Source organism: Geodermatophilaceae bacterium NBWT11 (assembly GCA_014218215.1).
In the GTDB taxonomy this organism is placed as follows: Bacteria; Actinomycetota; Actinomycetes; order Mycobacteriales; family Geodermatophilaceae; genus Klenkia.
In genome coordinates this window covers 1,205,825-1,228,874 of sequence record CP043652.1, presented here as the reverse complement: position 1 = coordinate 1,228,874, position 23,050 = coordinate 1,205,825, and the positions used below count along the sequence as shown (strand labels likewise).

Sequence of the window (23,050 nt, the reverse complement as noted above, 5' to 3'; positions counted from 1 at the left end):
ACCCAGGGACCATGGGTCGCATGGGGACCCGTCGCACCGCCCGCCTGACCGCTGCCCTCACCGGGGTCGTCCTGCTCGCCGGGTGCGGCTCGTCGGCGTCCGGGGAGTCCGAGGCCGACGCCGCGGCCGCCAGCCCGCCCGCCGGCGCCCCGGCGCTCGAGGTGGAGACCGTGCTGGACGGCCTGGACCACCCCTGGGACGTCGCGCAGGCCCCCGACGGCACCTTGCTGGTCGACGAGCGGGACGGCGGGTTCACCGCCGTGCTCCCCGACGGGTCCAGCCGGCAGCTCGAGGCGGACTTCGACGACCTCTGGGCCGACGGCGAGACCGGGCTCATGGGCCTGGTGCTCAGCCCGGCCTTCGCCACCGACCGCACGCTCTACACCTGCCAGGGCGTCACCGACGGCGGGGCGGACGGCGGGCCCGGCATCGAGGTGATCGGCTGGACCGTCGACGCGGACTGGACCGCCGCGACCCGGGTGGCCGACCCGCTGGTCGGCCAGATCCCGGTGAACACCGACTCCGGCCGGCACGGCGGCTGCCGGCTGCGCTTCGACGACACCGGTCAGCTGCTCGTCGGCACCGGGGACAACGCGCTCGGCACCAACCCGCAGGACCTCTCCACGCTGGCCGGCAAGCTGCTGCGGGTCGACCCGCAGACCGGGCAGCCCTCGACGGACAACCCCTTCCTCGAGCTCACCGACCCGACCTCGCACGCGATCGTGGGCTACGGGCACCGCAACGTGCAGGGCATCGCGGTGCAGCCCGGCACGGGTGCGGTCTACACCGCCGAGCAGGGCAGCCAGGTCGACGACGAGGTCAACCTCGCCGAGGACGGCGGCAACTACGGCTGGGACCCGGTCGGCTCCGGCGAGTACGACGAGAGCGTCCCGATGACCGACGCCGAGATCCCCGGCGCGATCGAGGCCGTGTGGAGCTCCGGCGACCCGACCATCGCCGTCTCCGGCATCACGTTCCTGGACGGGGCGGAGTGGGGCGAGTACGACGGACTGCTGCTGCTCGGCGTGCAGAAGGACACCGGGGTCCTGGCGCTGCGGCTGGGCGAGGACGGCAGCCTCGTCGAGCAGTTCCGGATCCCCGAGCTGGAGGGCACCTACGGCCGGGTCCGCAGCCCGCAGCTGGGCAGCGACGGCTCGCTGTACCTGACCACCGACAACGGCGAGGGCGCCGACCAGCTGCTCCGGGTCACCCCCGCGAGCTGACCCGCTCGGGCACGGGGACGTCCTCGGGCAGCAGCGGGCAGGGCTCCGGCGTCCCCCAGGTGGTGCGCAGCGGCAGCACGCCGGCCCAGTCGGCCGCCGGGGCGGTCAGGTCGCGCTCGTCCTCGCCCGGCGGGCCGGTGCGGGCCTTGACGCTGGCCTCGGTCAGGTCCAGCGCGAGGACGGCGGTGGCGGCGAGCTCGCGCCGGTCGGGCTGCCGGGTGGCCGTCCACGAGCCGGGTGCCAGGTGCTCGGTGAGGACGCCGAGCCCGTGCCACCGCTCGTCGGGGTCCTCGACGAGCCGGGCCGTGCCCTGGACGACGGCCGACCGGTGGTTCATCGAGTGGTGGAAGGCCGAGCGGCTGTAGACGATCCCGTCGAGGTGGGTGACGGTGAAGCACACCGGCAGTCCGCCCCCGGCCGCCCGCAGCGTGGCCGCGCCGGTCGAGCCGTGCAGGTAGAGGGTGTCGCCGTCCCGGCCGTAGGCGGTGGGCACGACCAGTGGCCCGGCCGGCATGGCCAGACCCAGGTGGCCGACCAGTCCGGCGTCGAGGAGGGCGTACAGCTCCGCGCGGTCGCTGCGGGCCCGGACGGCGTTGCGGCGCACGGTGGAGCGGGAGGTGGGGGAGAGCGGCGTGGTCACGGGACCACCCTGACCCAGGACGTGGCATCCTCCGAGAGCCAATCCCGCGCTGTTCCGGCAGTCCACTCCCCTCGAGGTGCCCGTGGTCGACGTCCCGCCGCTGGTGCTGGACCGCACGGTCGGCACCCCCCTGGCCGTGCAGCTCGCCGATGGCCTGCGGGCGGCCACCGCCGACGGTGCGCTGCGTGCGGGGGACCGGCTGCCCTCGACCCGCGAGCTCGCCGTGCTGCTGCGGGTCAGCCGGACCGTCACCGCCGGTGCCTACGACCAGCTGCTCGCCGAGGGCTGGCTCGAGGGGCGTCGCGGGGTGGGCACCTTCGTCGTCGGCACCCCGCAGCCGGCGCCGTCGTCCGGTCGGTCGTCCCGGGTGGCCCCGGCCGCCGGCGTGGTCGACCTGCGGCCCGGGGCGCCGTGCCTGGAGGTGCTGGACCGGGCTGCCTGGCGCCGGGCCTGGCGGGCCGCCGGCGACCGGGACCCCGACGTCGGCTGGGACCCCCGGGGCGACCCGGTCTTCGGGGCGGCCGTCGTCGAGCACCTGCTCCGGCACCGCGGGCTGCCGGCCGACCCGGCCGACGTGCTGGGCACGTCCGGCACGTCGGCCGGGGTCGCCGAGGTCGCCCGGTTGCTTCCGCCGGGCGCCCGGGTCGGGGTGGAGGACCCGGGCTACCAGCGGGTGGTCGGTGCGCTCACCGCAGCCGGCGTGCAGTGCGTCCCGGTGCCGGTGGACGCCGACGGGCTGGTGGTCGACCGGGTGCCGCCCGGTCTCGCCGCCGTCTACTGCACCCCGGCCCACCAGTTCCCCCTCGGCGGCCGGCTGCCGGCCGCCCGCCGGGTCGCGCTGGTCGACCGGGCCCGCGCCGAGGGACTGCTGCTCCTCGAGGACGACTACGACGGCGAGCTGCGCTACGACGTGGCGCCGCTGCCGCTGCTGGCCGCGCTGGGCCCCGACGTCGTCGTCCACCTGGGGACGACGTCCAAGGTCCTCAGCCCCACCCTGGGCGTCGGGTGGCTGGTGGCCCCGCCGTGGGTGCGCGACGCCCTGCTGGAGGCCCGCACCCGCACCGGCACCCGGCCCGCCCGCGCCGGCCAACGGGTGTTCGCCGCCCTCGCCGACAGCGGCGACCTGGCCCGGCACCTGCGCCGGCTCCGCCGCGAGCTGGCCGCCCGCCGGGAGCTGGTCCGCGCCGCGGTGACGGCCGCCGGGCACCGCACCGTGGGTGACGCGGCCGGGGCGCACCTCGTCGTCCCGCTGCCCGACCGGGCGACCGAGGAGCACGTCCGCGCCGCCGCAGCAGCCCGCGGCGTCGCCGTGGACGGCCTGGCGCGGCACACCGCCGCCGACGGACCCGCCGGCCTCGTCGTCGGCTGGGCCGCACCCACCCGGGCCGCCCTCGTCCCCGCCCTCGAGGTCCTGACCACCGCCCTCACGCCCTGACGAGGGGCGCCTCCCCCGTCAGAGGGGTCAGGTGCGGACGGGGAGGGACAGGGGACCGCGGAGGACGGTGGCGACGCGGGGCACCGGCCGCCCGGCCGGACGGAGCCGGGGCGCGCGCTCGGCGAGCAGCCGCAGCGCGACCTCGCCCTCCAGCCGGGCCAGCGGCGCGCCCAGGCAGTAGTGCACGCCGCCGGAGAAGGCCAGGTGCGGCACGGTCTGCTCGCGGTGCAGGTCGAAGTGGTCGGGGTCGACGTGTACGGCGGGGTCGCGGTTGGCGCTGGCGAGCAGCAGCAGCACGCCGCTGTCCTTCCGCACCGGGGCGCCGTCCACCTCGAGGTCCTCGTGGGCGAACCGGGCGGTGAGCTGCACCGGCGGGTCGTAGCGCAGCGTCTCCTCGATGGCCGCCGCGGCCAGCGACGGGTCGGCGACCAGGGCGTCCCACTGGCCCGGCGAGCGGTGCAGGGCCTGGACGGCGTTGCCGATCAGGTTGGTGGTCGTCTCGAAGCCGGCGACCAGGAGCAGCTGGGCGAGCGCCAGCACCTCGTCGGCGGTGGCCCGCCCGCCGTCCACGGCCTGGGCGAGGGTCGACACCACGTCCTCGCCGGGGTCCGCCCGGCGCTGCTCCAGCAGGTCGGCGAACAGCGCCCGCAGGTCCGCGGTGGCCTGCGCCAGTTCCCGCGCGTGGGCGGGGGAGCGCACGCCCTCCAGCGAGGACCCCAGCGCCCGCCCCCAGCGGGCGAACCGCTCGCTGTCCACGTCGGGCACGTCGAGCAGCGCCGCGATGACGGTGATCGGGAGCGGCGAGGCCAGGTCGCGCACCAGGTCGAAGCGGCCCCGGGCGAGCGCGGCGTCCAGCAGCTCACCGGTCACCCGCTCGGCCACCGACCGGTAGTGCTCCAGCCGCCGGGGGGCGAACGCCGGCTGCGCCAGGCGACGCAGCCGGGTGTGGTCGGGCGGGTCCAGGGTGAGCAGCGAGAGGTCGACCGGCTCGAGCAGCGAGCCGTCCTCGCCGCCGTCCCCGAGCCGGCTGCCGCCGTCGGAGAGCCGGACCCCGAACCGGCGGTCCCGCAGCACCGACTCGACCGAGGCGTGCGTGGCCAGTGCGGTGAGCCCGGTGCGGCTGCGCACCGGGCCGCCGGCCGCCTGGGCGGCCCGCAGGTCGGCGAAGACCGGGTAGGGGTCCGTCCGCCACGGCCGGTGCAGCAGGCGCGCCACCCGGTCGCCCCGGACGGCGAGGGCCATCCCCCCGGCGCGCAGGGCGCCGATGCGCAACCCCAGGACGGCGTCGGCCGTCAGCTGGCCGATCGCCGTCCGGGGCCGCGCGTGGTCCACGTCGGTCAGTTCACGACCCAGTTGTCGTTGCCGCGCAGCAGCGCGTCCAGGTCGGCGGGCTGGGCGCTGCGGGCGTCCTCGAGCTGGTCGCTCATCATCGCCTCGTAGGTCGGCTTCTCGATCGAGCGGAACACGCCCATCGGGGTGTACCGGAGGTCCTGGCTGGACAGCCGGGACAGCGCGAAGGCGTAGGCCGGGTCCGTGCGCTGCGCGTCGTGGACCACGATGTCGGCCTCGGCCACCTGGTTGGTCTCGGCGATCCGGAGGCCGCCGGAGCCGTCGGCGACCACGCACGAGGCGCCGTCCGGCCCGAAGACCAGCTTCTCCCCGTGCACCAGCGGGATCGTCCACTGCTTGCCGGTCAACGGGTCCTTGAGCAGCTCGAAGGCGCCGTCGTTGAAGATGTTGCAGTTCTGGTAGATCTCCACCAGTGAGGTGCCCTTGTGCTCCGCGGCCTGCCGCAGCACGTCGGTGAGCCCCTTGCGGTCGGAGTCCATCGCCCGGCCGACGAAGGTCGCGTCCGCGCCCAGCGCCAGCGACACCGGGTTGAACGGGTGGTCCAGCGAGCCCATGGGGGTGCTCTTGGTGACCTTGCCGATCTCCGAGGTGGGCGAGTACTGGCCCTTGGTCAGCCCGTAGATCCGGTTGTTGAACAGCAGGATCGTCAGGTCCACGTTGCGGCGCAGGGTGTGGATCAGGTGGTTGCCGCCGATCGACAGCGCGTCGCCGTCCCCGGTGACCACCCAGACCGACAGGTCCGGACGGGAGGCGGCCAGCCCGGTCGCGATCGCCGGCGCCCGGCCGTGGATCGAGTGCATCCCGTAGGTGTTCATGTAGTACGGGAACCGCGACGAGCAGCCGATCCCGGAGATGATCACCATGTCCTCGCGGGCGATCCCCAGCGAGGGCAGGAACGACTGGACCGCGTTGAGGATGACGTAGTCACCGCACCCGGGGCACCAGCGCACCTCCTGGTCGGTCTTGAGGTCCTTGCCCTTGAGCGTGGTCTGCTTCTCGCCGTTGGTCTCCACCGAGCGGGCGACGGCGTCGGCGATGCGCTGGTCGTAGGCCGGCATCCCGAGCTCGTGCACGTGGGTGTCGATGGCGTGTGCGGTGTCGTCCGAGAACGTGGTCACGACTGGCCTCCGGTGGTGGCGGGGACGGTCGCCCCGTCGATGGCGTCCTGGAGGACGGCGGCGAGCTCGGCTGCCCGGAAGGGCAACCCGGTCACCTGGGTGTGGCTCTGCACGTCGACCAGGTACTCCGCGCGGAGCACCTTGGAGAGCTGGCCGAGGTTCATCTCCGGGCAGACCACCCGGTCGTAGGACCGCAGGATCTCCCCGAGGTCGTTGGGCAGCGGGTTGAGGTGCCGCAGGTGGACCTGGGCGATGGAACGGCCCGAGCGGCGGATCCGCCGGCAGGCAGCCCCGATCGGACCGTAGGTGGAGCCCCAGCCGATGACGGCGACGCGGGCGTCGCCGTCGGGGTCGTCGACCTCGGTCGGGGGCAGGCTGGCGGCGATGCCGTCGACCTTGGCCTGCCGGGTCCGGACCATGAAGTCGTGGTTGGCCGGGTCGTAGGAGATGTTCCCGGTGCCGTCGGCCTTCTCCAGCCCACCGATGCGGTGCTGCAGACCGGAAGTGCCGGGCACCGCCCACGGACGGGCCAGGGTCTCCGGGTCGCGCAGGTAGGGCAGGAACTCCGGCGTCCCGTCGGCGGCCTGGCCGTTGGGCTCGGTGGTGAACTCCACCCGCAGGTCGGGCAGGTCCTCGGTCGCCGGGACCGACCACGGCTCGGCACCGTTGGCCAGGTAGCCGTCGGACAGCAGGAACACCGGGGTGCGGTAGGTCAGCGCGATCCGGCAGGCCTCGATCGCGGCGTCGAAGCAGTCACCGGGGGAGCGCGGGGCCACCACCGGCACCGGTGCCTCGCCGTTGCGCCCGTAGAGGGCCTGGAGGAGGTCCGACTGCTCGGTCTTGGTGGGCAGCCCGGTCGAGGGGCCACCGCGCTGGACGTCGACGATGACCAGGGGCAGCTCGGTCATCACGGCCAGCCCGATCGTCTCGGCCTTCAGGGCGACACCCGGGCCCGAGGTCGTCGTGATGCCCAGGGCACCGCCGAAGCTGGCCCCCAGGGCGGCGCCGATGCCGGCGATCTCGTCCTCGGCCTGGAAGGTGCGGACGCCGAAGGACTTGTGCTTGGACAGCTCGTGCAGCACGTCCGAGGCCGGGGTGATCGGGTAGGCGCCCAGGAACACCGGCAGGCCGGAGCGGACGCCAGCGGCTACCAGCCCGTAGGCCAGTGCCTGGTTGCCCGAGATGTTGCGGTAGGTGCCCGCGGCCATCGGGGCCGGCTTGATCTCGTAGGAGACCGCGAAGGCCTCCGTTGTCTCGCCGTAGTTGAACCCGGCCCGGAAGGCGGCGATGTTGGCCGCGGCGATCTCGGGCTTCTTGCGGAACTGGCGCTCCAGGAAGCGGACGGTGCCCTCGGTGGGCCGGTGGTACATCCAGGACAGCAGGCCGAGGGTGAACATGTTCTTGCTGCGCTCGGCCTCCTTCTTGCCCAGGCCGGAGTCCGCGAGCGCGTCGGTGGTCATCGACGTCAGCGGCACGCTGACCAGCTGCCAGCCGTCCAGCGACCCGTCGGTCAGCGGGTTCTCCGCGTAGCCGACCTTGGCCAGGTTGCGGGCGGAGAACTCGTCGGAGTCCGCGATCAGCAGGCCACCGCCGGGGAGGTCGGCGATGTTGGCCTTGAGCGCGGCCGGGTTCATCACGACCAGCACGTCGGGGGCGTCCCCGGGGGTCATGATGTCGTGGTCGGCGAAGTGCAGCTGGAAGCTGGAGACGCCGGGCAGGGTGCCCGTGGGCGCCCGGATCTCGGCGGGGAAGTTGGGCAGCGTCGACAGGTCGTTGCCGAAGGACGCGGTCTCGCTGGTGAAGCGGTTGCCGGTCAGCTGCATGCCGTCGCCGGAGTCGCCGGCGAGCCGGATCACGACCCGGTCGAGGGCCACGACGCTCTTGACGAGCCCGCCGGGCGCCGAGGGCTGCGTCTCGGGGGTGGTGGCGGGGGTGGTGTCAGTCATCAGGGGTGTACCTCCACCGGCCGAGGTTACGGCGCGGGTCGCGGGCGCGACGGCTCAGGACCCCCGCAGTGGCCGAGCCCACAGAGGGTGCCCTCAGCCGGCTCGGTTCGGGAGTGCCCCGAAGTCGGCCAGCGTGCGGGCCGCCACCTCGCGGAGCTTGACGTTCGTGTCCTGGGAGACCGTCCGCAGCACCCCGAACGCGTCGTCGGGGGAGATCCGCCGGACGACGGCGACCGCGCCCTTGGCCTGCTCGATCACCGCCCGCGAGGCGATGGCCTCCTCGAGCTGGCTGATCAGCGTCGCCGACCGGTGCTGCTGCAGCTGCCCGGCGACCAGCCCGGTGGCGATCCGGCTGATCAGCGTGGCGACCGCCTCGTCGTCGTCGGAGAAGCCGTCGAGGGAGTGGCTGTACAGGTTCAGCGCCCCGAAACGCTGGTCGTCCACCACCAACGGGCAGGCCAGGAAGGCCCGCACCCCGTCGGCGACCGCGGCCTGGGTGAACTCCGGCCAGGCCTGCATCGACTCCGAGACGGTCACCCGGACGCAGACGCCCTCCCGCGCGGCGTGCAGGCAGGGGCCCTCGTCGGCGTCGTACTGGTCCCGGTCGACGGCCAGGGTGCGCTCGTCGGTCCACGCCGAGGTGAAGGGCGTGCCGTCCTTCAGCACGGTGACGCCGGCGGCGTCGCAGTCCCCGACGACCTCCTTGGCGAGCACGGCGACCCACTGCAGCAGCTCGGTGACCTCACGGCCGTGCACGCCCGGCCCGGTCAGCGCCTCGACCACCCGGGCCACGGCCGCGGGCCGGGCGGCCGCGACGTGAGCGACCATCTCGCGGGTGTCGCGCGTGGACGCCCGGTTGGGCAGCGGGCCGGAGTCCTGCGCGGTGTCCCGGAGGACCGGCTGCAGGGAGATCTGTTCGCCGGTGCTGGTGTCGGTGCTCATGGGACGGTGCTCCGTGGCGGTCGGCGCGGGGGCGGGCGATCGATCGAGCATACGAGGTGCACCGGCCCGGTCCGGGGGCCTCAGCCGGGGAACGGCCTCCCGGGCCCCCGCGTTGACCCCGGCGTGCACCGCTGGAACAACGGTCTGAAGACCGCACTGCTGCTGGGCCTGATGGCCGGGGTGGTCCTCGCCGCCGGCGCGCTCATCGGCGGCCGGGGTGGCCTGCTGGTCGCCCTGGTGGTCGCGGTGGCCGTCAACGGCTACGCGTGGTTCAACAGCGACCAGCTCGCGCTGCGGTCCATGCGGGCGTTCCCGGTGACCGAGACGCAGGCGCCGCAGGTGTACGCCATCGTCCGGGAGCTCGCGACCGAGGCCCGCCAGCCGATGCCGCGGCTCTACGTCAGCCCCACCAACCAGCCCAACGCCTTCGCCACCGGCCGCAACCCGCGCAAGGCCGCGGTCTGCTGCACCCAGGGGATCCTGGAGCTGCTGGACCGTCGCGAACTGCGCGGCGTGCTCGCCCACGAGCTGTCCCACGTCTACAACCGGGACATCCTGATCGGGTCGGTGGCCGGGGCGATGGCCACCGTGGTCACCTGGCTGGCGCACGCGGCGGCGTTCTCGAGCCTCTTCGGCGGTCGGTCCGACCGCGGCGGTGGGGGCAACGCGCTGGGCAGCCTGCTGCTGGTCGTCCTGGGTCCGGTCGCGGCCGGGGTGGTCCAGATGGCGGTGAGCCGCAGCCGGGAGTTCCAGGCCGATGCCTCGGGCGCCCAGCTGTCCCAGGACCCGCTCGCGCTGGCCTCGGCGCTGCGCAAGCTGGAGAGCGGCGTCACGGCGCGGCCGCTGCCCCAGGACGACCGGCTGGTCACCCAGAGCCACCTGATGATCGCCAACCCGTTCCGCGGGGCCGGGTTGGCGACCATGTTCGCCACCCATCCCCCGATGGCCGAGCGCATCGCCCGCCTGGAGGCCATGGCCACGAGGTGACGTGCTGGAACGGCCCCCTCGCAGGGCCCCGCGCCGCGCGGAGCGTGGCGCGGGGGGCGAGGGGGTCCTTACCTGTAGTTGTCGAACTGCAGGGCGATCTCGAAGTCGGTGGACTTCAGCAGGGCCTGCACGGCCTGGAGGTCGTCGCGCTTCTTGCCGCTGACCCGGAGCTGGTCGCCCTGGATCTGGGCCTGGACGCCCTTGGGGCCCTCGTCGCGGATGGTCTTGGCGATCTGCTTGGCCTTGTCCGAGGCGATGCCCTGCTGGATGGTCGCGGAGATCTTGTAGGTCTTGCCGGAGGCCTGGGGCTCGCCGGCGTCCAGGGCCTTCATCGAGATGCCCCGCTTGACCAGCTTCTCCTTGAACACCTCGAGCGCGGCGGCGACCCGCTCCTCGGTGTCGGCGGTGAGGGTGACGCCCTCCTCGCCGGCCCACGCGATGGCGGCGTTCGTGCCGCGGAAGTCGAAGCGCTGGCTGAGCTCCTTGCCCGCCTGGTTCAGGGCGTTGTCCACCTCCTGGCGGTCGACCTTGCTGACGACGTCGAAGGACGCATCTGCCATGTCCGGGGTCCTCTCTGTCTGGTGTCGGACCACCCGGTGGGCGGCCCGATCGGTCTTGTACGCTCGTCGGGCACCAACGCACGCGGCGGGTTGCCCGAGTGGCCAATGGGAGCGGACTGTAAATCCGCCGGCTTAGCCTTCGAAGGTTCGAATCCTTCACCCGCCACGCCTGGTGCGACGGCCCCCGACCCTACGGTCGGGGGCCGTCGTCATGCGGTGGGGGCCCGGGCGCTGGCCACCGCGGTGCGCTCCAGCCCCTGACCGGCGAGGAACAGCCAGCCGAAGGCGATCTCCACGGTGCGGGTGCACGTGACGGTGACCTCGACCCCGTCGGTCTGCACGGACCACGCCTCGAGCCGGGTGCCCCCGTCGGCGAGCTGGTCGGCGACCGCGGCCTGCGCGCTGTCCCGGGTCAGCGGCAGGCTGGTACCGACGCCCTCGCGGTAGACGAGCCCCTCGTCGGTCCGGTTGGCCGCGGCCAGCGCCGCCCCGTCGCAGACCGACTGCACGCGGCGCTGTTCGAGGAAGGCGTCCGAGGCGGCGATCGCGCCGAAGGCCATCAGGGCGGCCACCGACCAGCAGACCAGCACGAACGGCAGCGTGGAGCCCTCCTCGGAGCTCCTCGGCGGCGGGACCACGCGCGCACTGTAGGGCCGGAGGCGACGTCCGTGGGCCGCCCTGTGGACGACGACGGGCCTGTGGACGACGGGTCCGGACGGTCGGACGGCGGCGACACACTCCCCGGCATGACGATCGAGGTGCCACCGGGGCAGCTGTACGACCTCGCCGACGGGTTGACCGCCACCTCCTCCACCGTCGCCGCCGTCCCGGCCCGGTTGGGGGACGGCGCCGTGGGCGGGGACGTCGAGCCGGCCCTGGTCTCGTTCTGCGCCGCCGCCGCGGCGGCAGCCACCCTCGTCGCGGGGGAGCTGGACTGGTTGGGCACCACGATCGCCGCGGTCGCCGACGCGTGGCTGGGGCTGGACGGTTCGCTGCTGGCGCCGCCGGGCGGCGTGGTGGCCCGGTGACCGCGGTGCTGCCCCCGCAGGTGGAGCTGCCCGACCCGCCGGGTGACCCCGGTGTGCTGGCCGCGGCGCGGGACGACCTGGCCGGGGCGGGCTTCGCGCTGGGGGTGGCGGCCGCCCACCTCCAGGGCCCGGCCGCCCGAGCGGCGGAGTGGCTGGGTGCCGATGCCTCGGCGGCCGCGCTGCAGACCGGGACGGCGGCCGCGGTGGTGCAGACGCTCCACGACGCGGTGACCTCGGCGGTGGTCGCCGTCGACGCCCACCACGACGAGCTGGTCGCCGCCCGTGCCCGGCTGTCCGTGCTGCGGGCCGACCAGGAGGCCGACGCGGCCGACGCGCAGACCCGGCTCGCGGCCCTGGTCGACCCGGCCGCCCAGGTCAGCTCGGTGGTCGACCCGCCGGGCGTGGCCGCGGTGCTCGACGGGTTCGACGCCGCCGAGGCCGACCGCGCCGCCGAGCACGCCGCCCTCCTGGGATCGGTGGCCGAGCACGCGGCGAGCACCACCGCCGTGCTCGCCGGTGCGCTGGCGGGGGTGGGCGGGGGAGGGGACCACGGCGGGCCGACGGCCTCGGCGGCGGTGACCCTGCACCTGGCCGTCGTGCTGCCCGGCCACGGCACCTCGGTGCTCCTGGACCTCGGGTGGGAGGCCGCCCGGGCGCTCACGGCCCCGGGCACCGCGGCAGAGGTGGTGGCCGCGGCGGATCGGTACGCACCGGTCCTCGCCGACCCGGTGGTGGCTGCGGCTGCGGTCGTGGCCCTGGGGCGCAGCGGGCTGACCCAGCTCCTCACCCAGGTCGGGGCCTCCGGTGCCGACGGGGCGACCGACCCGCTGGCCGGCGTGCTGGCCCGGACCCTCGGGGCGGCGGGGGCTGCCGGTGACCGCGTGCCGGGCGCGGCCCCGGTCCTCGACGGGGTGCTGGACCCCGACGACCCGTCGGGGGACCCCGACGTGGTGGCGCTGGGGATGGGGGCGGTGCTGGCCGCGCCCGGTGCCGGCGCCGACCTGGCGGCTCGGTGGGTCCGCCGGCTGCTGCACCGGGAGGCCGCGCAGGGGTCGTCCTCGGTCGACCGGACCACCGGCACCGGTCCGGACCCGGTGGCCGTGGGCCCGGGTGTGCTGACGGCGGCGGGGCGGTCCGACACCGCGGCGGGGGTGCTGTCGGACCCGCCGACGTGGGACGCGCTGCTCGGCCGCACCTGGCCCGACGGCGCAGCCGACCTCGTCGACCTCGTCGAGCTGGCGGGTCGGTCGGGGGCGGCGGCCGAGGACGTGGTCGCGGCTGCCCTGACCGCGGCCGGTGCCGATCTGCTGCCCGGTTCTGCCCGCGTGCTGACCGTCGACCCGGGCACCTGGGCGGCGGTGGCACCTGCGCTGACCCGGGTGGCGGTGGACCACCCCGCGCCCCTGGTCGCCGGGCTGGGGAGTCCCGGGGCGCCGGGATCGGCCGCCCTGCTGTCCGGCGCCGCCCTGCTCGTGTCCACCGAGGAACGCCGCGGCCTGGTCGCCACGGCCGTCGAGCGGGCCGCGGCCGGCACGGACACCTCGGCCGCGGTGACCGGCGCCCTGGTCGCCCTGGAGGACCACGCGCGGTGGCTGGCGTGGCTGCTGCCGACCGTGGTGGCCCGGCACGACGCCGCGGGCCGCAAGGCCGACTACGACCTGCTCGTCACCCTCCCGGTGCTGCTGGTCCGCGGGCCCTGGGGCCAGGCCCTGCAGGCCGGTGCGGGTCTGCTCGCCCCGGTGCTGCACGCCGACGGATCCGTCGCCCGCCCCGCACCGGCCCCGGTGCCGACCGGTCCCGGTGGGGTCGCCGCACGCCTGGACACGACGCCCGGAGCCGCGCTGGAACCGGCGGTGCTGGCCGACGCGCTCCAGGCGCACGACGAGGTGGCGGCGGCCCTGGCCCTGCCGGTGCCGCTGGCACCGACCCCGACCGTGGCCCCCGAGCTCGCGCTGCCCGACCGCACCGACGGTCGCCCCGGCCGACCGGTGCTGCCGGGCCACCCCGGTGTCGGCGCGCCGGGCCCGCGCTGACCAGCTCGGACACCACTCCGGGACCAGGGGCCCGTCCTGACCCACCCGTCCCGGGTGTCACCCGTTCGATGACACCGGGTGCCATCGGTTCGACGCAGAGTGATGACGCCACATGTCGTCACCTGTTCGTGCTGTCAACGGCTTGCTCGTGTGGGTGACACGCCGGAGTCTTGAGGAAGCGGTCCGTGCCGACCTTGCTCTGCCCCCGCGTGGGCGGCTGCCCGCATCTCTGAGCAGTCCTGCCATGCCTGAGGAGGCGTCATGTCCAGCACCACCGCCATGTCCACCGACCGCAACCCCCGCTGGGGCCGCAACCCCCGCTGGGGCCGGAACCCCCGCTGGGGCCGCTGACCCCTGCGTCGACTCCGTCGACACCCTGGCCGGCCCACCCCTCCCGAGGGGTGAGCCTGGCCGGTCAGGGGCCTGATCGCTGTTAGCCTCGGCCAACGACTTTCCCTACACCAGTCAGGGTCGATGTTGGCCGAGGTCCAGGTCCCCAGCTCCGCTGGGCGAGCGGTTGTGCGGCAGCCCTGGCTCCTCGCCGGCGCAGCCGTCCTGCTGGCGTGCCTGGGCGCCTCCTTCTCCCTCACCGACGTCACGCCGGCCCCGTCGGCGTACGCGGTCGTGGCCCTCCTGGTCGCCTTCCTCCTGACGGAGTCGGTGCACTTCGACTTCGAGTACCGCCGTCAGACGCTGTCGGTGGCCACGGTGGAACTGGCCCTCGTGCTCGGGCTGGTCGAGATCGGGGGCTTCTGGACCGCCGTCGCCCGGGTCGTGGCGGTGAGCGTCGTCCTGGCCGTCAAGCGGTACGTGGCCGCCAAGGCCGTCTTCAACGCCGCCCTGGCCGTCGTCGAGGTCGCGGCGGCCGCCGCCGTCTACCGCTGGCTGGGCTCCCCGGACATCCAGGAGCCGGTCAGCTGGCTGGTGCTCTACCTCGCCGTGACCGCAGCCGGCGTCGTGGCCTTCGCCATGGTCTGGGTGGCCATCAGCGTCGCCGATCGGGCGCCGGGCCACTCGTACTGGACCGGTGCCGTGGTGCCCGTCTTCGTCATGGGCCCGCTCAGCGGCCTGGTCGCCGTCGTGGCCCTGGTGCTCGCCGGGCAGTCGCCGTGGGCCTGGGCGCTGGTCGTCCCCGTCGTCCTCGCGCTGGTGGCGGTGTTCCGGCAGTCGGCCCGGGTCGCCCGGGAACGGCGCAACGTCCAGCGGGTCTACGACTTCGCGCGACGGGTGGAGCAGGTCAGCCCCGACGACGCGGGCGTCCAGCAGATCGTCGCCGCGGTGCGGGAGCTCCTCAACGCCGACCGGGTGGCCCTGTGGCTGCCCCCGTACCTCGACGAGGAGCCCCGGCTCGTCGTCTCGCAGGACGGGGGTTCGGCGCCCTGGTACGACGGGCCCAGCGACCCCGACGACCTTGTCCGCCGCCGTGCGGTGGCTGCCGAGCACGGGGCGCCCGTGCTGGTCACCGGCGCGCGGGCCACCCCCGAGGAGCGGGCCGCCCTCGACCGCAGAGGGGCCCAGGAGGTGCTCGGCGCCCCGGTCGTGACCGCGGCGGGGGAGTACGGCTACCTCGAGGTGTGCGACCGGCAGAGCGACATCGTGTCCTTCGCCGAGGGCGACCGGGCCGCGCTGGACTCGATGCTCACCCACGTCAACGCCGCCATCCGCCAGCAGCAGCTGCTGACCCGGATCCGCTACGACGCCGATCACGACCGGCTGACCGGGCTGCCCAACCGACAGCGGCTGGCCGCCGAGGTCGACGCGCTGCTGGCCGTGGCGCCCGGGGTGGCCCGGATCGGTCTGGTGCTGGCCTCCCTGGACAACTACACCGAGGTCACCGACACCCTGGGTCACGCAGCCAGCGACGAGCTCCTGCTCGTGACCGCCGGTCTGCTGCGCGAGCACGCACCGCCCACCGCCCTGGTGGCCCGGATGGAGGGCGGGCAGTTCGCCGTCCTGCTGCCCGGGTTGAGCCTGCCGGCCACCGAGCGCGCCGCCCGCCGGCTGCGCGACGCCGCGTCCACCCGGGCCCGGGTGGCCGGGCTGGACCTGGAGGTGTCGCTCACCCTGGGAGTGGCCGCCTCCCCGGTGCACGGGGACGAGTCCGGTGCGCTCATGCAGCGGGCCGACGTCGCCCTGCTGGCCGGCCACAGCTCCGGCGGGGTGGCCAGCTACCACCCGGTGCTGGACCAGCAGAGCCTGCGCCGGCTGCAGCTGGGCACCGAGCTCGAGTCGGCGATGGCCGAGAAGCAGATCACCGTGGTCTTCCAGCCCATCGTGGACACCGCGACGTCGGACATCGTGGCGGTGGAGACGCTGGTCCGCTGGGCGCACCCGCGGTACGGCAACGTCCCCCCGGACGACTTCATCGGCCTGGCCGAGCAGATCGGCCGGATCGGCGTGGTCACCGACTACGTGCTCGACCTCGCGCTGGCCCGCTGCCGGCGGTGGCTGGACCAGGACATCGCCCTGTCGGTCGCGGTCAACCTCTCCGCCCGGTGCCTGGCCGAGACCGACCTGGTCGACCGGGTGCGTGCCGCGCTGCGGCTGCACGGCGTGCCCGGTGAGCTGCTGACCCTCGAGCTGACCGAGGGCAGCGTGGTCGACGACTCGGTGCGCAACTCCACCGTGCTGGCCGACCTGCACTCCCTGGGCCTGCGGTTGTCCATGGACGACTTCGGCACCGGCTACTCCTCGCTGTCCCAGCTCCGGCAGCTGCCCATCGACGAGCTGAAGATCGACAAGTCCTTCGTGCTCGGCATGTCCACCAGCCAGAGCGAGTCCTTCATCGCCCGCTCGATCGTCGAGCTCGCGCACAACCTGGGCCTGCGGGTGGTGGCCGAGGGCGTCGAGGACGAGGTCACCCGGGACCTGCTGGCCGAGATGGGCTGCGACAAGCTGCAGGGCTTCCTGGTCAGCCGGCCGCTCCCCGACGACCGCCTCGAGGCCTGGCTGCTGGCCCGTACGGGGGTCCGCACCGCCGCCCCGGGCGCGCCGCACCGGAGGCTGTTCGTGCGGTCCTGAACGCGTTTGTTAGAGTCTCCCGGCACGCTCCGCGAGGGGCTCAGCGCCTCAGGGCGTAGGGTCTCAGCGGCGCAGGCAGGCCCCTTTAGCTCAGTCGGCAGAGCGTCTCCATGGTAAGGAGAAGGTCTACGGTTCGATTCCGTAAAGGGGCTCCGATCGGCCGGTCCAGTCGACAGACCGGACTGCAGGATCGACCCGGCGGCGTAGCTCAGCCTGGTAGAGCAAACGGCTCATAATCGTTGTGTCACCGGTTCAAGTCCGGTCGCCGCTACACCACGACGGACCCCACCTCGGGGTCCGTCGCCGTGTCGGGGGTCCCCCCGCACACCACTGATCACCACAAGGCGAGGAAACGCTCATGGCAGCCACCGACGTACGCCCGAAGATCACCCTGGCCTGCCAGGAGTGCAAGAACCGCAACTACATCACCCGCAAGAACCGTCGGAACGACCCCGACCGGCTCGAGCTGAAGAAGTACTGCCCCACGGACAAGAAGCACACCGTCCACCGCGAGACCCGCTGACCCCAGCAGGACACGCAGGACGTCGACGGAGGGCGGGGAGCATGGCGCTGGACGCAGGACTGGTCGGGCGCAGCTACCCGCCCTCCGTCGTGTACGAGGTGGGTCGCGAGAAGATCGCCGAGTTCGCCCGCGCTCTCGGTGACCCCGACCCGGTGTACGTCGACCCCGAGGCCGCCCGGGCGGCCGGCCACCCCGACGTCATCGCCCCGCCCACGTTCGCCATCGTGCTGAGCCTGGGTGCCGGGGAGGTCGTGCTGGCCGACCCCGAGGTCTCCATCGACTACAGCCGCGTCGTGCACGGCGAGCAGAGGTTCGTGCACCACCGCCCGATCCGGGCCGGGGACCGCCTCGTCGCCACCGCCTCGGTCGAGGCGGTCCGCAGCGTGGCCGGCAACGACATGCTCACCACCCGGGTGGACCTCACCACCGAGGACGGCGAGCCCGTCTGCCGCACCAGCTCGATGCTGGTCGCCCGGGGCACCGCGTGAGCGCCGCCGTCCGGTTCGCCGACGTCGAGGTGGGCACCGAGCTGCCCGAACAGGTCTTCCCGGTCACCCGGGCCGATCTCGTGCGCTACGCCGGCGCCTCGGGTGACTTCAACGTCATCCACTGGAACGAGCGGGTCGCCACCGAGGTGGGCCTGCCCGGCGTGATCGCGCACGGCATGCTCACCGCGGGTCTGGCCGCCCGTGCCGTCACCGCCTGGGCCGGTGACCCCGGCGCCCTGGTGGAGTACTCCGTCCGCTTCAGCCGCCCCGTCGTGGTGCCCGACGACGGCGTGGGGGCCGAGGTCGTCGTCCGCGGCCGGGTGGCGGCCCTGCAGGAGGACCAGCGGGTCCGCGTGGACCTCACGGTCACCAGCGGTGGCGAGAAGGTGCTGTCCCTCGCCCGTGCCGTCGTCGTCCTGAGCTGAGTCCGTGACCGGGCGCGGCAGGCTGACCGCCGCTGCCCTCGGCGGCGTCCTGGTCCTCACCGGGTGCACCTCGTTCGCCGAGCGGGTCGCCGACGTCGCCGACACCCCCGCGGCCACCGCCACCGAGCCGCCCACGGGCGCTGCGGCGTGTCCGGACGAGCGGGCGGCCCCCGACCCGGACCGCCCGCAGGTGGCGCTCTCCTTCGACCTGTCCGAGGACCGGCGGACCGTCACCGGCACCGAGACCGTCGTCTTCACCCCGGACCTCGACGTCGACGAGCTGGTGTTCCGGCTGGTGCCCAACGCCCCGGGCTCGGCCGAGGCGGGTTCCTCCCTGGTCGTCGACGACGTGACCGGCGACGACGTGGCAGCCGGGTCCTACGAGTCGCTGGGCGCCGCCGGACCCGGCGGGGCGTACGTCGTGGAGCTCTCCGACGAACTGGCCGCCGGTGACGCCACCGAGGTGACGCTGGCGTTCACGCTGACCCTCGGCGAGGGCGGCTTCGACCGCGTCGGCACCGACGACGAGGTGTCCTGGTGGGCCAGCGGGGCGCCGCTGCTGGCCTGGGAACCGGGGGTCGGCTGGTCCCGCGCCCCGTTCGTCGACCTGCTGGGCGAGACGGCCTCCAGTCCTGTCGCCGACACCCGGATCACCGTCGAGGCGCCGGCCGAGCTCACCGTGCTGATGACCGGTGACCAGGCCGAGCCCACCGGCGCCGGCGACGGACGCCGGCGGTGGACCTCGCGGGAGCCGGTGGCCCGCGACGTCAGCGTCGCCGTCGGCAGCTTCACCACCGCCTCCGCCGAGGTGGACGGGGTGCGCGTCACCGCGGGCGTGCTGGCCGGTGACCGCCAGGACCCCCAGGAGGTCGCCGACGCCACCGCTCAGGACGTGGAGCGCCTCGCCGAGCGCTTCGGCCCGTTCCCCTACGCCACGCTGACCGTGCCCGTGCTGCCCGACTACGGCGGCGGGATCGAGTACCCGAGCTCGATCCTGCTGGCCAGCGCGGCTCCGGTGGTCCTGCTGCACGAGGTGGCCCACATGTGGTTCTACGGGATGGTCGGCGACGACCAGTACCGCGACCCGTGGCTCGACGAGGCCTTCGCCAGCTACGCCGAGTCCGTCGAGGGGGCGCTCTCCCCGGCGCACGTCGAGCAGGCGCTGGCCGAGGAGGCCCCGGTCGGCGGCACGATGGCCGACTTCCCGACCGATGCGGCGTACGTCGAGACCGTCTACGGGAAGGGGGCCGCGGCACTGGCCGAGGCGCGGGACGCCGCGGGGGCCGAGGCCTTCGACACCGCGGTCCGCTGTTACGTCGACGCCACCGCGTGGACGACGGCGACCCCGGCCGACCTCGCCCTCGCCCTGGCCGACCTGCCGGCCGCGACCCGGGTGCTGGTCGAGGCCGGCGCGCTGGACGAGGACGACCTGCCCGACTGAGGAGGAGTCAGCCGGCGGTGCCGAGCAGCCGCTGCATCCGGGTGACGCCCTCGACCAGGTCGTCGTCCCCGAGGGCGTAGGACAGCCGCAGGTAGCCAGGGGTGCCGAAGGCCTCGCCGGGGACGACGGCGACCTCGGCCTCCTCCAGGATCAGCTCGGCCAGCTCCACGCTGGTCGTGGGCGTCCGCCCGGCGATCTCCCGCCCCAGCAGGGCCTTGACCGACGGGTAGACGTAGAAGGCGCCCTGGGGCTCGGGGCAGGCGATGCCCGGGATCTCCCGCAGCATGTCCACGATCAGGTGCCGACGGCGGTCGAAGGCGACCTTCATGGCGTCGACCGCCGACAGGTCGCCGGTGAGCGCCGCGATCGCCGCCACCTGGGACACGTTGGCCACGTTCGAGGTGGCGTGCGACTGCAGGTTGGTCGCGGCCTTGACGACGTCGGAGGGGCCGAGGATCCAGCCGACCCGCCAGCCGGTCATCGCGTAGGTCTTGGCGACCCCGTTGACGATCACGCAGCGGGACTGCAGCTCGGGCACGACGGCCGGCATCGAGGGGGCGGTCACCCCGCCGTAGGTCAGGTGCTCGTAGATCTCGTCGGTGAGCACCCAGAGGCCCGACTCGTAGGCCCAGCGGCCGATCTCCTCGACCTGCTCGGGCGGGTAGACCGCGCCGGTCGGGTTGGACGGGGAGCAGAACAGCAGCACCTTGGTCTTCTCGGTGCGCGCGGCCTCCAGCTGCCGCACCGAGACCAGGTAGCCCGACTGCTCGTCGGCGACGACTGGCACGGGCACGCCGCCGGCCAGCCGGATGGCCTCGGGGTAGGTGGTCCAGTACGGCGCCGGCAGGAGCACCTCGTCACCGGGGTCGAGCATGGTGGCCAGGGCCTCGTAGACGGCCTGCTTGCCGCCGTTGGTCACCAGCACGTCGGCCGGGGTGGCCCGCACGCCGGAGTCGCGCAGCGTCTTGGCGACGATCGCCTCCTTGAGCGCGGGGAGCCCGCCGGCGGGGGTGTAGCGGTGGTACTTCGGGTCCTGCGCCGCGGCGACGGCGGCGGCGACGACGTAGTCCGGGGTCGGGAAGTCCGGCTCCCCGGCGCCGAAGCCGATGACCGGCTTGCCGGCGGCCTTGAGCGCCTTGGCCCTGGCGTCGACGGCCAGCGTCGCGGACTCCGCGATCGCGCCGATCCGGCGGGAGACCCGGCGGTCGGCGGGCGAACCGGTCGACGTGCTCGGGGCGGCCGCGGACGACGGGGCGGACGACGGGGCGGGGACCGGGGTCGTGGGCTCGGACGAGCCGCTCCCCGGCGCAGGCGAGGCGGTCATGGGCACCATCGTGTCAGTCCACCCCGACGGCGTGGTGGCTGCCGTCGCACCCGGTCCCGTACACTTCTCGTCCTGGGGTTCCTGACCCTGTCACCGGCGTGCCCCGGTCCCACCTGTGGAAGTCCTCGGGTGGCCCGACCGCGCCGTCGTCAGGCAGGTGCCCCGGTGTCCGTCCCCCCGGGGGCGGCCACCTAGGGGTGTAGCTCAATTGGCAGAGCAGCGGTCTCCAAAACCGCAGGCTGCAGGTTCAAGTCCTGTCACCCCTGCTCGTGCCGTCGGCGCCACCGGCGGTGTGCACGACCCGCCACCGTGCGGCTCGCCGGACCGGTCACGGCCGCCCGGTGCGGTCGCGGGCGGGACCACCGACGGACCACAGACGAGGCGAGGCGCAGTGAGCGACGAGGAGCCGGGCACCGAGGACGGGCGAGCACGCCGTTCCTCCGGTGACGCCGCCGACGCCACGGGCAGCACGGGCAGCAGCGCTGCCGGTGCCTCCGACGGCCCCGCCGAGAGCACGTCCGAGGGCGAGCTGACCGACGAGCAGATCGACGCCGAGACCCCCGGGGTCGACGACGCCGCCGAGCTCGAGGCCGCCGAGGACGCCGTCGCCACCGAGGCCGCCGAGGACGAGGACAAGGTGGTCGCCACCCCGACCCGTCGTCGTCGCGGTGCCATCACGGCTGACGACGACGAGGACGAGGACACCGGGGACGCGGCTCCGGCCGCCCGGGTGCGTCGACGCGACCGGCCCGGCGGCCGCCCGGCGAGCGAGGCGAGCACCACCCGGCCCGCGCGCGGCTCGACGGCCGGCAAGAGCTCGGCCGGCAAGGACGCCGACGGCGGCACCCGCACCCGCGCCGACGCCGAGCGGGCCCGCGCTGCCGAGCTGCGCGACAAGCGCAGCATCGGCCGCTTCCTGCGGGAGGTCGTCGCCGAGCTCCGCAAGGTCATCTGGCCCGGTCGCCGCGAGCTCATCACCTACACGACCGTGGTGATCGTCTTCGTGGCCTTCATGGTCGCGCTGGTCGCCGGCCTGGACATCCTCTTCGCCCAGGGCGTCATCGCCGTCTTCGGCTGACCCACAGCACTCCGCACGCTCCACCGCACCACCGACGCACAGGAAAGAGAACCTCCCCGTGACCGACCCCCGCGAGACCGACGAGGCCGTCGACGCCGCCACCGAGAGCACCCTCGACGAGCCGGCGGCCGACGCCGACGTCGACGCTGCGACCGGTGCCGTCGACGCCGAGACCGGGCTGCGCGAGACCGGTGCGGCCGAGGGCTCCGTCGACACCGCCGACCTGACCGCCGACAACCCGATGGCCGACGCCGTCGCCGGGGGCAGCGGCAACGCCCGCGGCGCCGTCGACGACGCGCTCGTCGGCGACACCGCCACCGAGCCGGCCCCCGACCACGACCCCCTCACCGAGGAGGTCCTCGCGACCGCCGAGGAGGAGGACGAGGACCCCGCCGAGGCGATGCGCAAGGCGCTGACCCGCGCGTTCGGCGACTGGTACGTCATCCACTCGTACGCCGGTTACGAGAACAAGGTCAAGACCAACCTCGAGTCGCGGATCACCTCGCTGGACATGGAGGACTTCATCTTCCAGATCGAGGTCCCCACCGAGGAGGTCACCGAGATCAAGAACGGCAAGCGGGTCCAGGTGAACCGCAAGGTGCTGCCCGGCTACCTGCTCGTCCGGATGGACCTCACCGACGACTCCTGGGGTGCGGTCCGCAACACCCCCGGCGTCACCGGCTTCGTGGGCGCCACCTCGCGGCCCTCGCCGCTGAGCATCGACGAGGTCGTCAAGCTCCTGGTCCCGGCGACCACCCCGCAGCAGTCGGCCTCGGCCGAGTCCACCCCGGCCGCCGGTGGCGGGTCCTCCACCCCGCTGGTCGACTTCGAGGTCGGCGAGTCCGTCACCGTCATGGACGGGCCGTTCGCGACCCTCCCGGCGACCATCAACGAGATCAACGCCGAGCAGCAGAAGCTGCAGGTGCTCGTCTCCATCTTCGGCCGGGAGACCCCGGTCGAGCTGTCCTTCAGCCAGGTACAGAAGATCTAGTCAGATCGAGCCCGGCTGAACTGCACCACCCCCTGAACGACAAGAAGAGGAAGTCATGCCCCCCAGGAAGCGGTTGACCGCGGTCATCAAGCTCCAGATCAAGGCCGGTGCGGCCACCCCCGCCCCGCCCGTCGGTCCGGCGCTCGGCCAGCACGGCGTCAACATCATGGAGTTCTGCAAGGCGTACAACGCCGAGACCGAGTCCCAGCGCGGGGACGTCGTCCCCGTCGAGATCTCGGTGTTCGAGGACCGTTCGTTCACCTTCGTCACCAAGACCCCGCCGGCCGCGCGCATGCTGCTCAAGGCCGCCGGTGTCGAGAAGGGCTCGGGCGAGCCGCACAAGACCAAGGTCGCCAGCGTCACGCGTGACCAGGTCCGGGAGATCGCCCAGACCAAGATGGTCGACCTGAACGCCAACGACCTCGACGAGGCCGAGAAGATCATCGCCGGCACCGCCCGGTCGATGGGCATCACCGTCTCCTAGTCGGGACGGGCAC

At 74.2% G+C, this 23,050-nt stretch carries 21 protein-coding genes and 4 tRNA genes; 17 read left to right on the top strand and 8 right to left on the bottom strand.

Annotated elements, in window-relative coordinates:
- Window positions 1–20: 20 nt before the first annotated feature.
- Entirely contained in the window at window positions 21–1,223 is a 1,203-nt protein-coding gene (locus tag F1C76_05825; GenBank protein QNG36168.1) for a PQQ-dependent sugar dehydrogenase, read from the top strand.
- Here the strand turns inward: F1C76_05825 and F1C76_05820 are convergent.
- Window positions 1,207–1,989, bottom strand: coding sequence for a pyridoxamine 5'-phosphate oxidase family protein (locus tag F1C76_05820; protein QNG36167.1), 783 nt, complete (start codon window positions 1,987–1,989; stop codon window positions 1,207–1,209). The two genes, F1C76_05825 and F1C76_05820, sit on opposite strands and share 17 nt — an antisense overlap.
- Between F1C76_05820 and F1C76_05815 the strand changes: the two genes are divergently transcribed.
- Complete coding sequence (locus F1C76_05815) at window positions 1,946–3,298, top strand: PLP-dependent aminotransferase family protein (GenBank protein ID QNG36166.1); 1,353 nt, start codon at window positions 1,946–1,948, stop codon at window positions 3,296–3,298. The two genes, F1C76_05820 and F1C76_05815, sit on opposite strands and share 44 nt — an antisense overlap.
- Before the next feature lie 27 nt (window positions 3,299–3,325).
- Here F1C76_05815 and F1C76_05810 read toward each other — a convergent pair whose 3' ends face one another.
- The 4 genes from F1C76_05810 to F1C76_05795 all read right to left on the bottom strand — a co-directional run bounded on the left by F1C76_05810 (window position 3,326) and on the right by F1C76_05795 (window position 8,705).
- A complete protein-coding gene (locus F1C76_05810) occupies window positions 3,326–4,603 on the bottom strand; it encodes a cytochrome P450 (GenBank protein ID QNG39041.1) in 1,278 nt (425 codons plus the stop codon).
- A 32-nt stretch (window positions 4,604–4,635) separates the two neighbouring features.
- Window positions 4,636–5,706 (bottom strand): 2-oxoacid:ferredoxin oxidoreductase subunit beta, encoded by a 1,071-nt coding sequence (locus tag F1C76_05805; protein QNG39040.1) that lies wholly within the window; start codon window positions 5,704–5,706, stop codon window positions 4,636–4,638.
- A 56-nt stretch (window positions 5,707–5,762) separates the two neighbouring features.
- Window positions 5,763–7,712 (bottom strand): 2-oxoacid:acceptor oxidoreductase subunit alpha, encoded by a 1,950-nt coding sequence (locus F1C76_05800; protein ID QNG36165.1) that lies wholly within the window; start codon window positions 7,710–7,712, stop codon window positions 5,763–5,765.
- Between the two features lie 93 nt (window positions 7,713–7,805).
- Window positions 7,806–8,705 carry a GAF and ANTAR domain-containing protein gene (locus F1C76_05795; GenBank protein ID QNG36164.1) on the bottom strand — a complete coding sequence of 300 codons (900 nt, stop codon included), beginning with the start codon at window positions 8,703–8,705 and terminating at the stop codon, window positions 7,806–7,808.
- Window positions 8,706–8,777: 72 nt separating this feature from the next.
- Between F1C76_05795 and htpX the strand changes: the two genes are divergently transcribed.
- Entirely contained in the window at window positions 8,778–9,641 is an 864-nt protein-coding gene (gene htpX / locus F1C76_05790; GenBank protein ID QNG36163.1) for a zinc metalloprotease HtpX, read from the top strand.
- A gap of 68 nt (window positions 9,642–9,709) precedes the next feature.
- Here htpX and F1C76_05785 read toward each other — a convergent pair whose 3' ends face one another.
- Entirely contained in the window at window positions 9,710–10,201 is a 492-nt protein-coding gene (locus tag F1C76_05785; protein QNG36162.1) for a YajQ family cyclic di-GMP-binding protein, read from the bottom strand.
- Window positions 10,202–10,285: 84 nt separating this feature from the next.
- Between F1C76_05785 and F1C76_05780 the strand changes: the two genes are divergently transcribed.
- Window positions 10,286–10,367 (top strand) — tRNA-Tyr (locus F1C76_05780).
- 43 nt (window positions 10,368–10,410) lie between these two features.
- On the opposite strand, the gene F1C76_05775 is transcribed toward F1C76_05780, so the two are convergent.
- On the bottom strand, window positions 10,411–10,839 hold the full coding sequence (locus tag F1C76_05775; GenBank protein ID QNG36161.1) for a hypothetical protein: 429 nt from the start codon (window positions 10,837–10,839) through the stop codon (window positions 10,411–10,413).
- A 108-nt stretch (window positions 10,840–10,947) separates the two neighbouring features.
- Between F1C76_05775 and F1C76_05770 the strand changes: the two genes are divergently transcribed.
- The 9 genes from F1C76_05770 (at window position 10,948) to F1C76_05730 (ending at window position 19,160) form a co-directional block, all read left to right on the top strand.
- Window positions 10,948–11,229, top strand: coding sequence for a hypothetical protein (locus tag F1C76_05770; GenBank protein QNG36160.1), 282 nt, complete (start codon window positions 10,948–10,950; stop codon window positions 11,227–11,229).
- A complete protein-coding gene (locus tag F1C76_05765; GenBank protein ID QNG36159.1) occupies window positions 11,226–13,262 on the top strand; it encodes a hypothetical protein in 2,037 nt (678 codons plus the stop codon). The genes F1C76_05770 and F1C76_05765 overlap by 4 nt, the downstream gene beginning before the upstream one ends.
- A 474-nt stretch (window positions 13,263–13,736) precedes the next feature.
- Complete coding sequence (locus tag F1C76_05760) at window positions 13,737–16,283, top strand: GGDEF domain-containing protein (GenBank protein ID QNG36158.1); 2,547 nt, start codon at window positions 13,737–13,739, stop codon at window positions 16,281–16,283.
- Window positions 16,284–16,362: 79 nt separating this feature from the next.
- A tRNA-Thr gene (locus F1C76_05755) sits at window positions 16,363–16,435 on the top strand.
- 45 nt (window positions 16,436–16,480) lie between these two features.
- Window positions 16,481–16,554 (top strand) — tRNA-Met (locus tag F1C76_05750).
- A gap of 87 nt (window positions 16,555–16,641) precedes the next feature.
- Window positions 16,642–16,806: a 50S ribosomal protein L33 gene (rpmG, locus tag F1C76_05745; protein ID QNG36157.1), complete on the top strand. Its 165-nt coding sequence runs from the start codon at window positions 16,642–16,644 to the stop codon at window positions 16,804–16,806.
- A 41-nt stretch (window positions 16,807–16,847) separates the two neighbouring features.
- Complete coding sequence (locus tag F1C76_05740; protein QNG36156.1) at window positions 16,848–17,294, top strand: MaoC family dehydratase; 447 nt, start codon at window positions 16,848–16,850, stop codon at window positions 17,292–17,294.
- Window positions 17,291–17,719: a dehydratase gene (locus tag F1C76_05735; GenBank protein ID QNG36155.1), complete on the top strand. Its 429-nt coding sequence runs from the start codon at window positions 17,291–17,293 to the stop codon at window positions 17,717–17,719. Before F1C76_05740 ends, F1C76_05735 begins: the two co-directional genes overlap by 4 nt.
- A 4-nt stretch (window positions 17,720–17,723) precedes the next feature.
- Window positions 17,724–19,160 carry a M1 family metallopeptidase gene (locus F1C76_05730; GenBank protein ID QNG36154.1) on the top strand — a complete coding sequence of 479 codons (1,437 nt, stop codon included), beginning with the start codon at window positions 17,724–17,726 and terminating at the stop codon, window positions 19,158–19,160.
- 7 nt (window positions 19,161–19,167) lie between these two features.
- On the opposite strand, the gene F1C76_05725 is transcribed toward F1C76_05730, so the two are convergent.
- Window positions 19,168–20,484 (bottom strand): pyridoxal phosphate-dependent aminotransferase, encoded by a 1,317-nt coding sequence (locus F1C76_05725; GenBank protein QNG36153.1) that lies wholly within the window; start codon window positions 20,482–20,484, stop codon window positions 19,168–19,170.
- Window positions 20,485–20,677: 193 nt separating this feature from the next.
- On the opposite strand from F1C76_05725, the gene F1C76_05720 reads away from it, so the two are divergent.
- From F1C76_05720 to rplK, 4 genes are all read left to right on the top strand, one after another.
- Window positions 20,678–20,750 (top strand) — tRNA-Trp (locus F1C76_05720).
- A gap of 125 nt (window positions 20,751–20,875) precedes the next feature.
- Entirely contained in the window at window positions 20,876–21,562 is a 687-nt protein-coding gene (secE, locus tag F1C76_05715) for a preprotein translocase subunit SecE (protein ID QNG36152.1), read from the top strand.
- Between the two features lie 58 nt (window positions 21,563–21,620).
- Window positions 21,621–22,553: a transcription termination/antitermination protein NusG gene (gene nusG / locus F1C76_05710; protein ID QNG36151.1), complete on the top strand. Its 933-nt coding sequence runs from the start codon at window positions 21,621–21,623 to the stop codon at window positions 22,551–22,553.
- A gap of 55 nt (window positions 22,554–22,608) precedes the next feature.
- Window positions 22,609–23,037, top strand: coding sequence for a 50S ribosomal protein L11 (gene rplK, locus F1C76_05705; protein QNG36150.1), 429 nt, complete (start codon window positions 22,609–22,611; stop codon window positions 23,035–23,037).
- Window positions 23,038–23,050: the final 13 nt, after the last annotated feature.

Bases quoted from the DNA above. Each gene is read 5' to 3' on its own strand.
- F1C76_05825 (QNG36168.1), top strand. From the start codon at position 21: ATGGGGACCCGTCGCACCGCCCGCCTGACCGCTGCCCTCACCGGGGTC.
- rplK (QNG36150.1), top strand. From the start codon at position 22,609: ATGCCCCCCAGGAAGCGGTTGACCGCGGTCATCAAGCTCCAGATCAAG.
- F1C76_05770 (QNG36160.1), top strand. From the start codon at position 10,948: ATGACGATCGAGGTGCCACCGGGGCAGCTGTACGACCTCGCCGACGGG.
- F1C76_05805 (QNG39040.1), bottom strand. From the start codon at position 5,706: ATGCCGGCCTACGACCAGCGCATCGCCGACGCCGTCGCCCGCTCGGTG.
- rpmG (QNG36157.1), top strand. From the start codon at position 16,642: ATGGCAGCCACCGACGTACGCCCGAAGATCACCCTGGCCTGCCAGGAG.
- F1C76_05800 (QNG36165.1), bottom strand. From the start codon at position 7,712: ATGACTGACACCACCCCCGCCACCACCCCCGAGACGCAGCCCTCGGCG.
- F1C76_05725 (QNG36153.1), bottom strand. From the start codon at position 20,484: ATGACCGCCTCGCCTGCGCCGGGGAGCGGCTCGTCCGAGCCCACGACC.
- F1C76_05785 (QNG36162.1), bottom strand. From the start codon at position 10,201: ATGGCAGATGCGTCCTTCGACGTCGTCAGCAAGGTCGACCGCCAGGAG.
- F1C76_05795 (QNG36164.1), bottom strand. From the start codon at position 8,705: ATGCTCGATCGATCGCCCGCCCCCGCGCCGACCGCCACGGAGCACCGT.
- F1C76_05740 (QNG36156.1), top strand. From the start codon at position 16,848: ATGGCGCTGGACGCAGGACTGGTCGGGCGCAGCTACCCGCCCTCCGTC.
- F1C76_05760 (QNG36158.1), top strand. From the start codon at position 13,737: ATGTTGGCCGAGGTCCAGGTCCCCAGCTCCGCTGGGCGAGCGGTTGTG.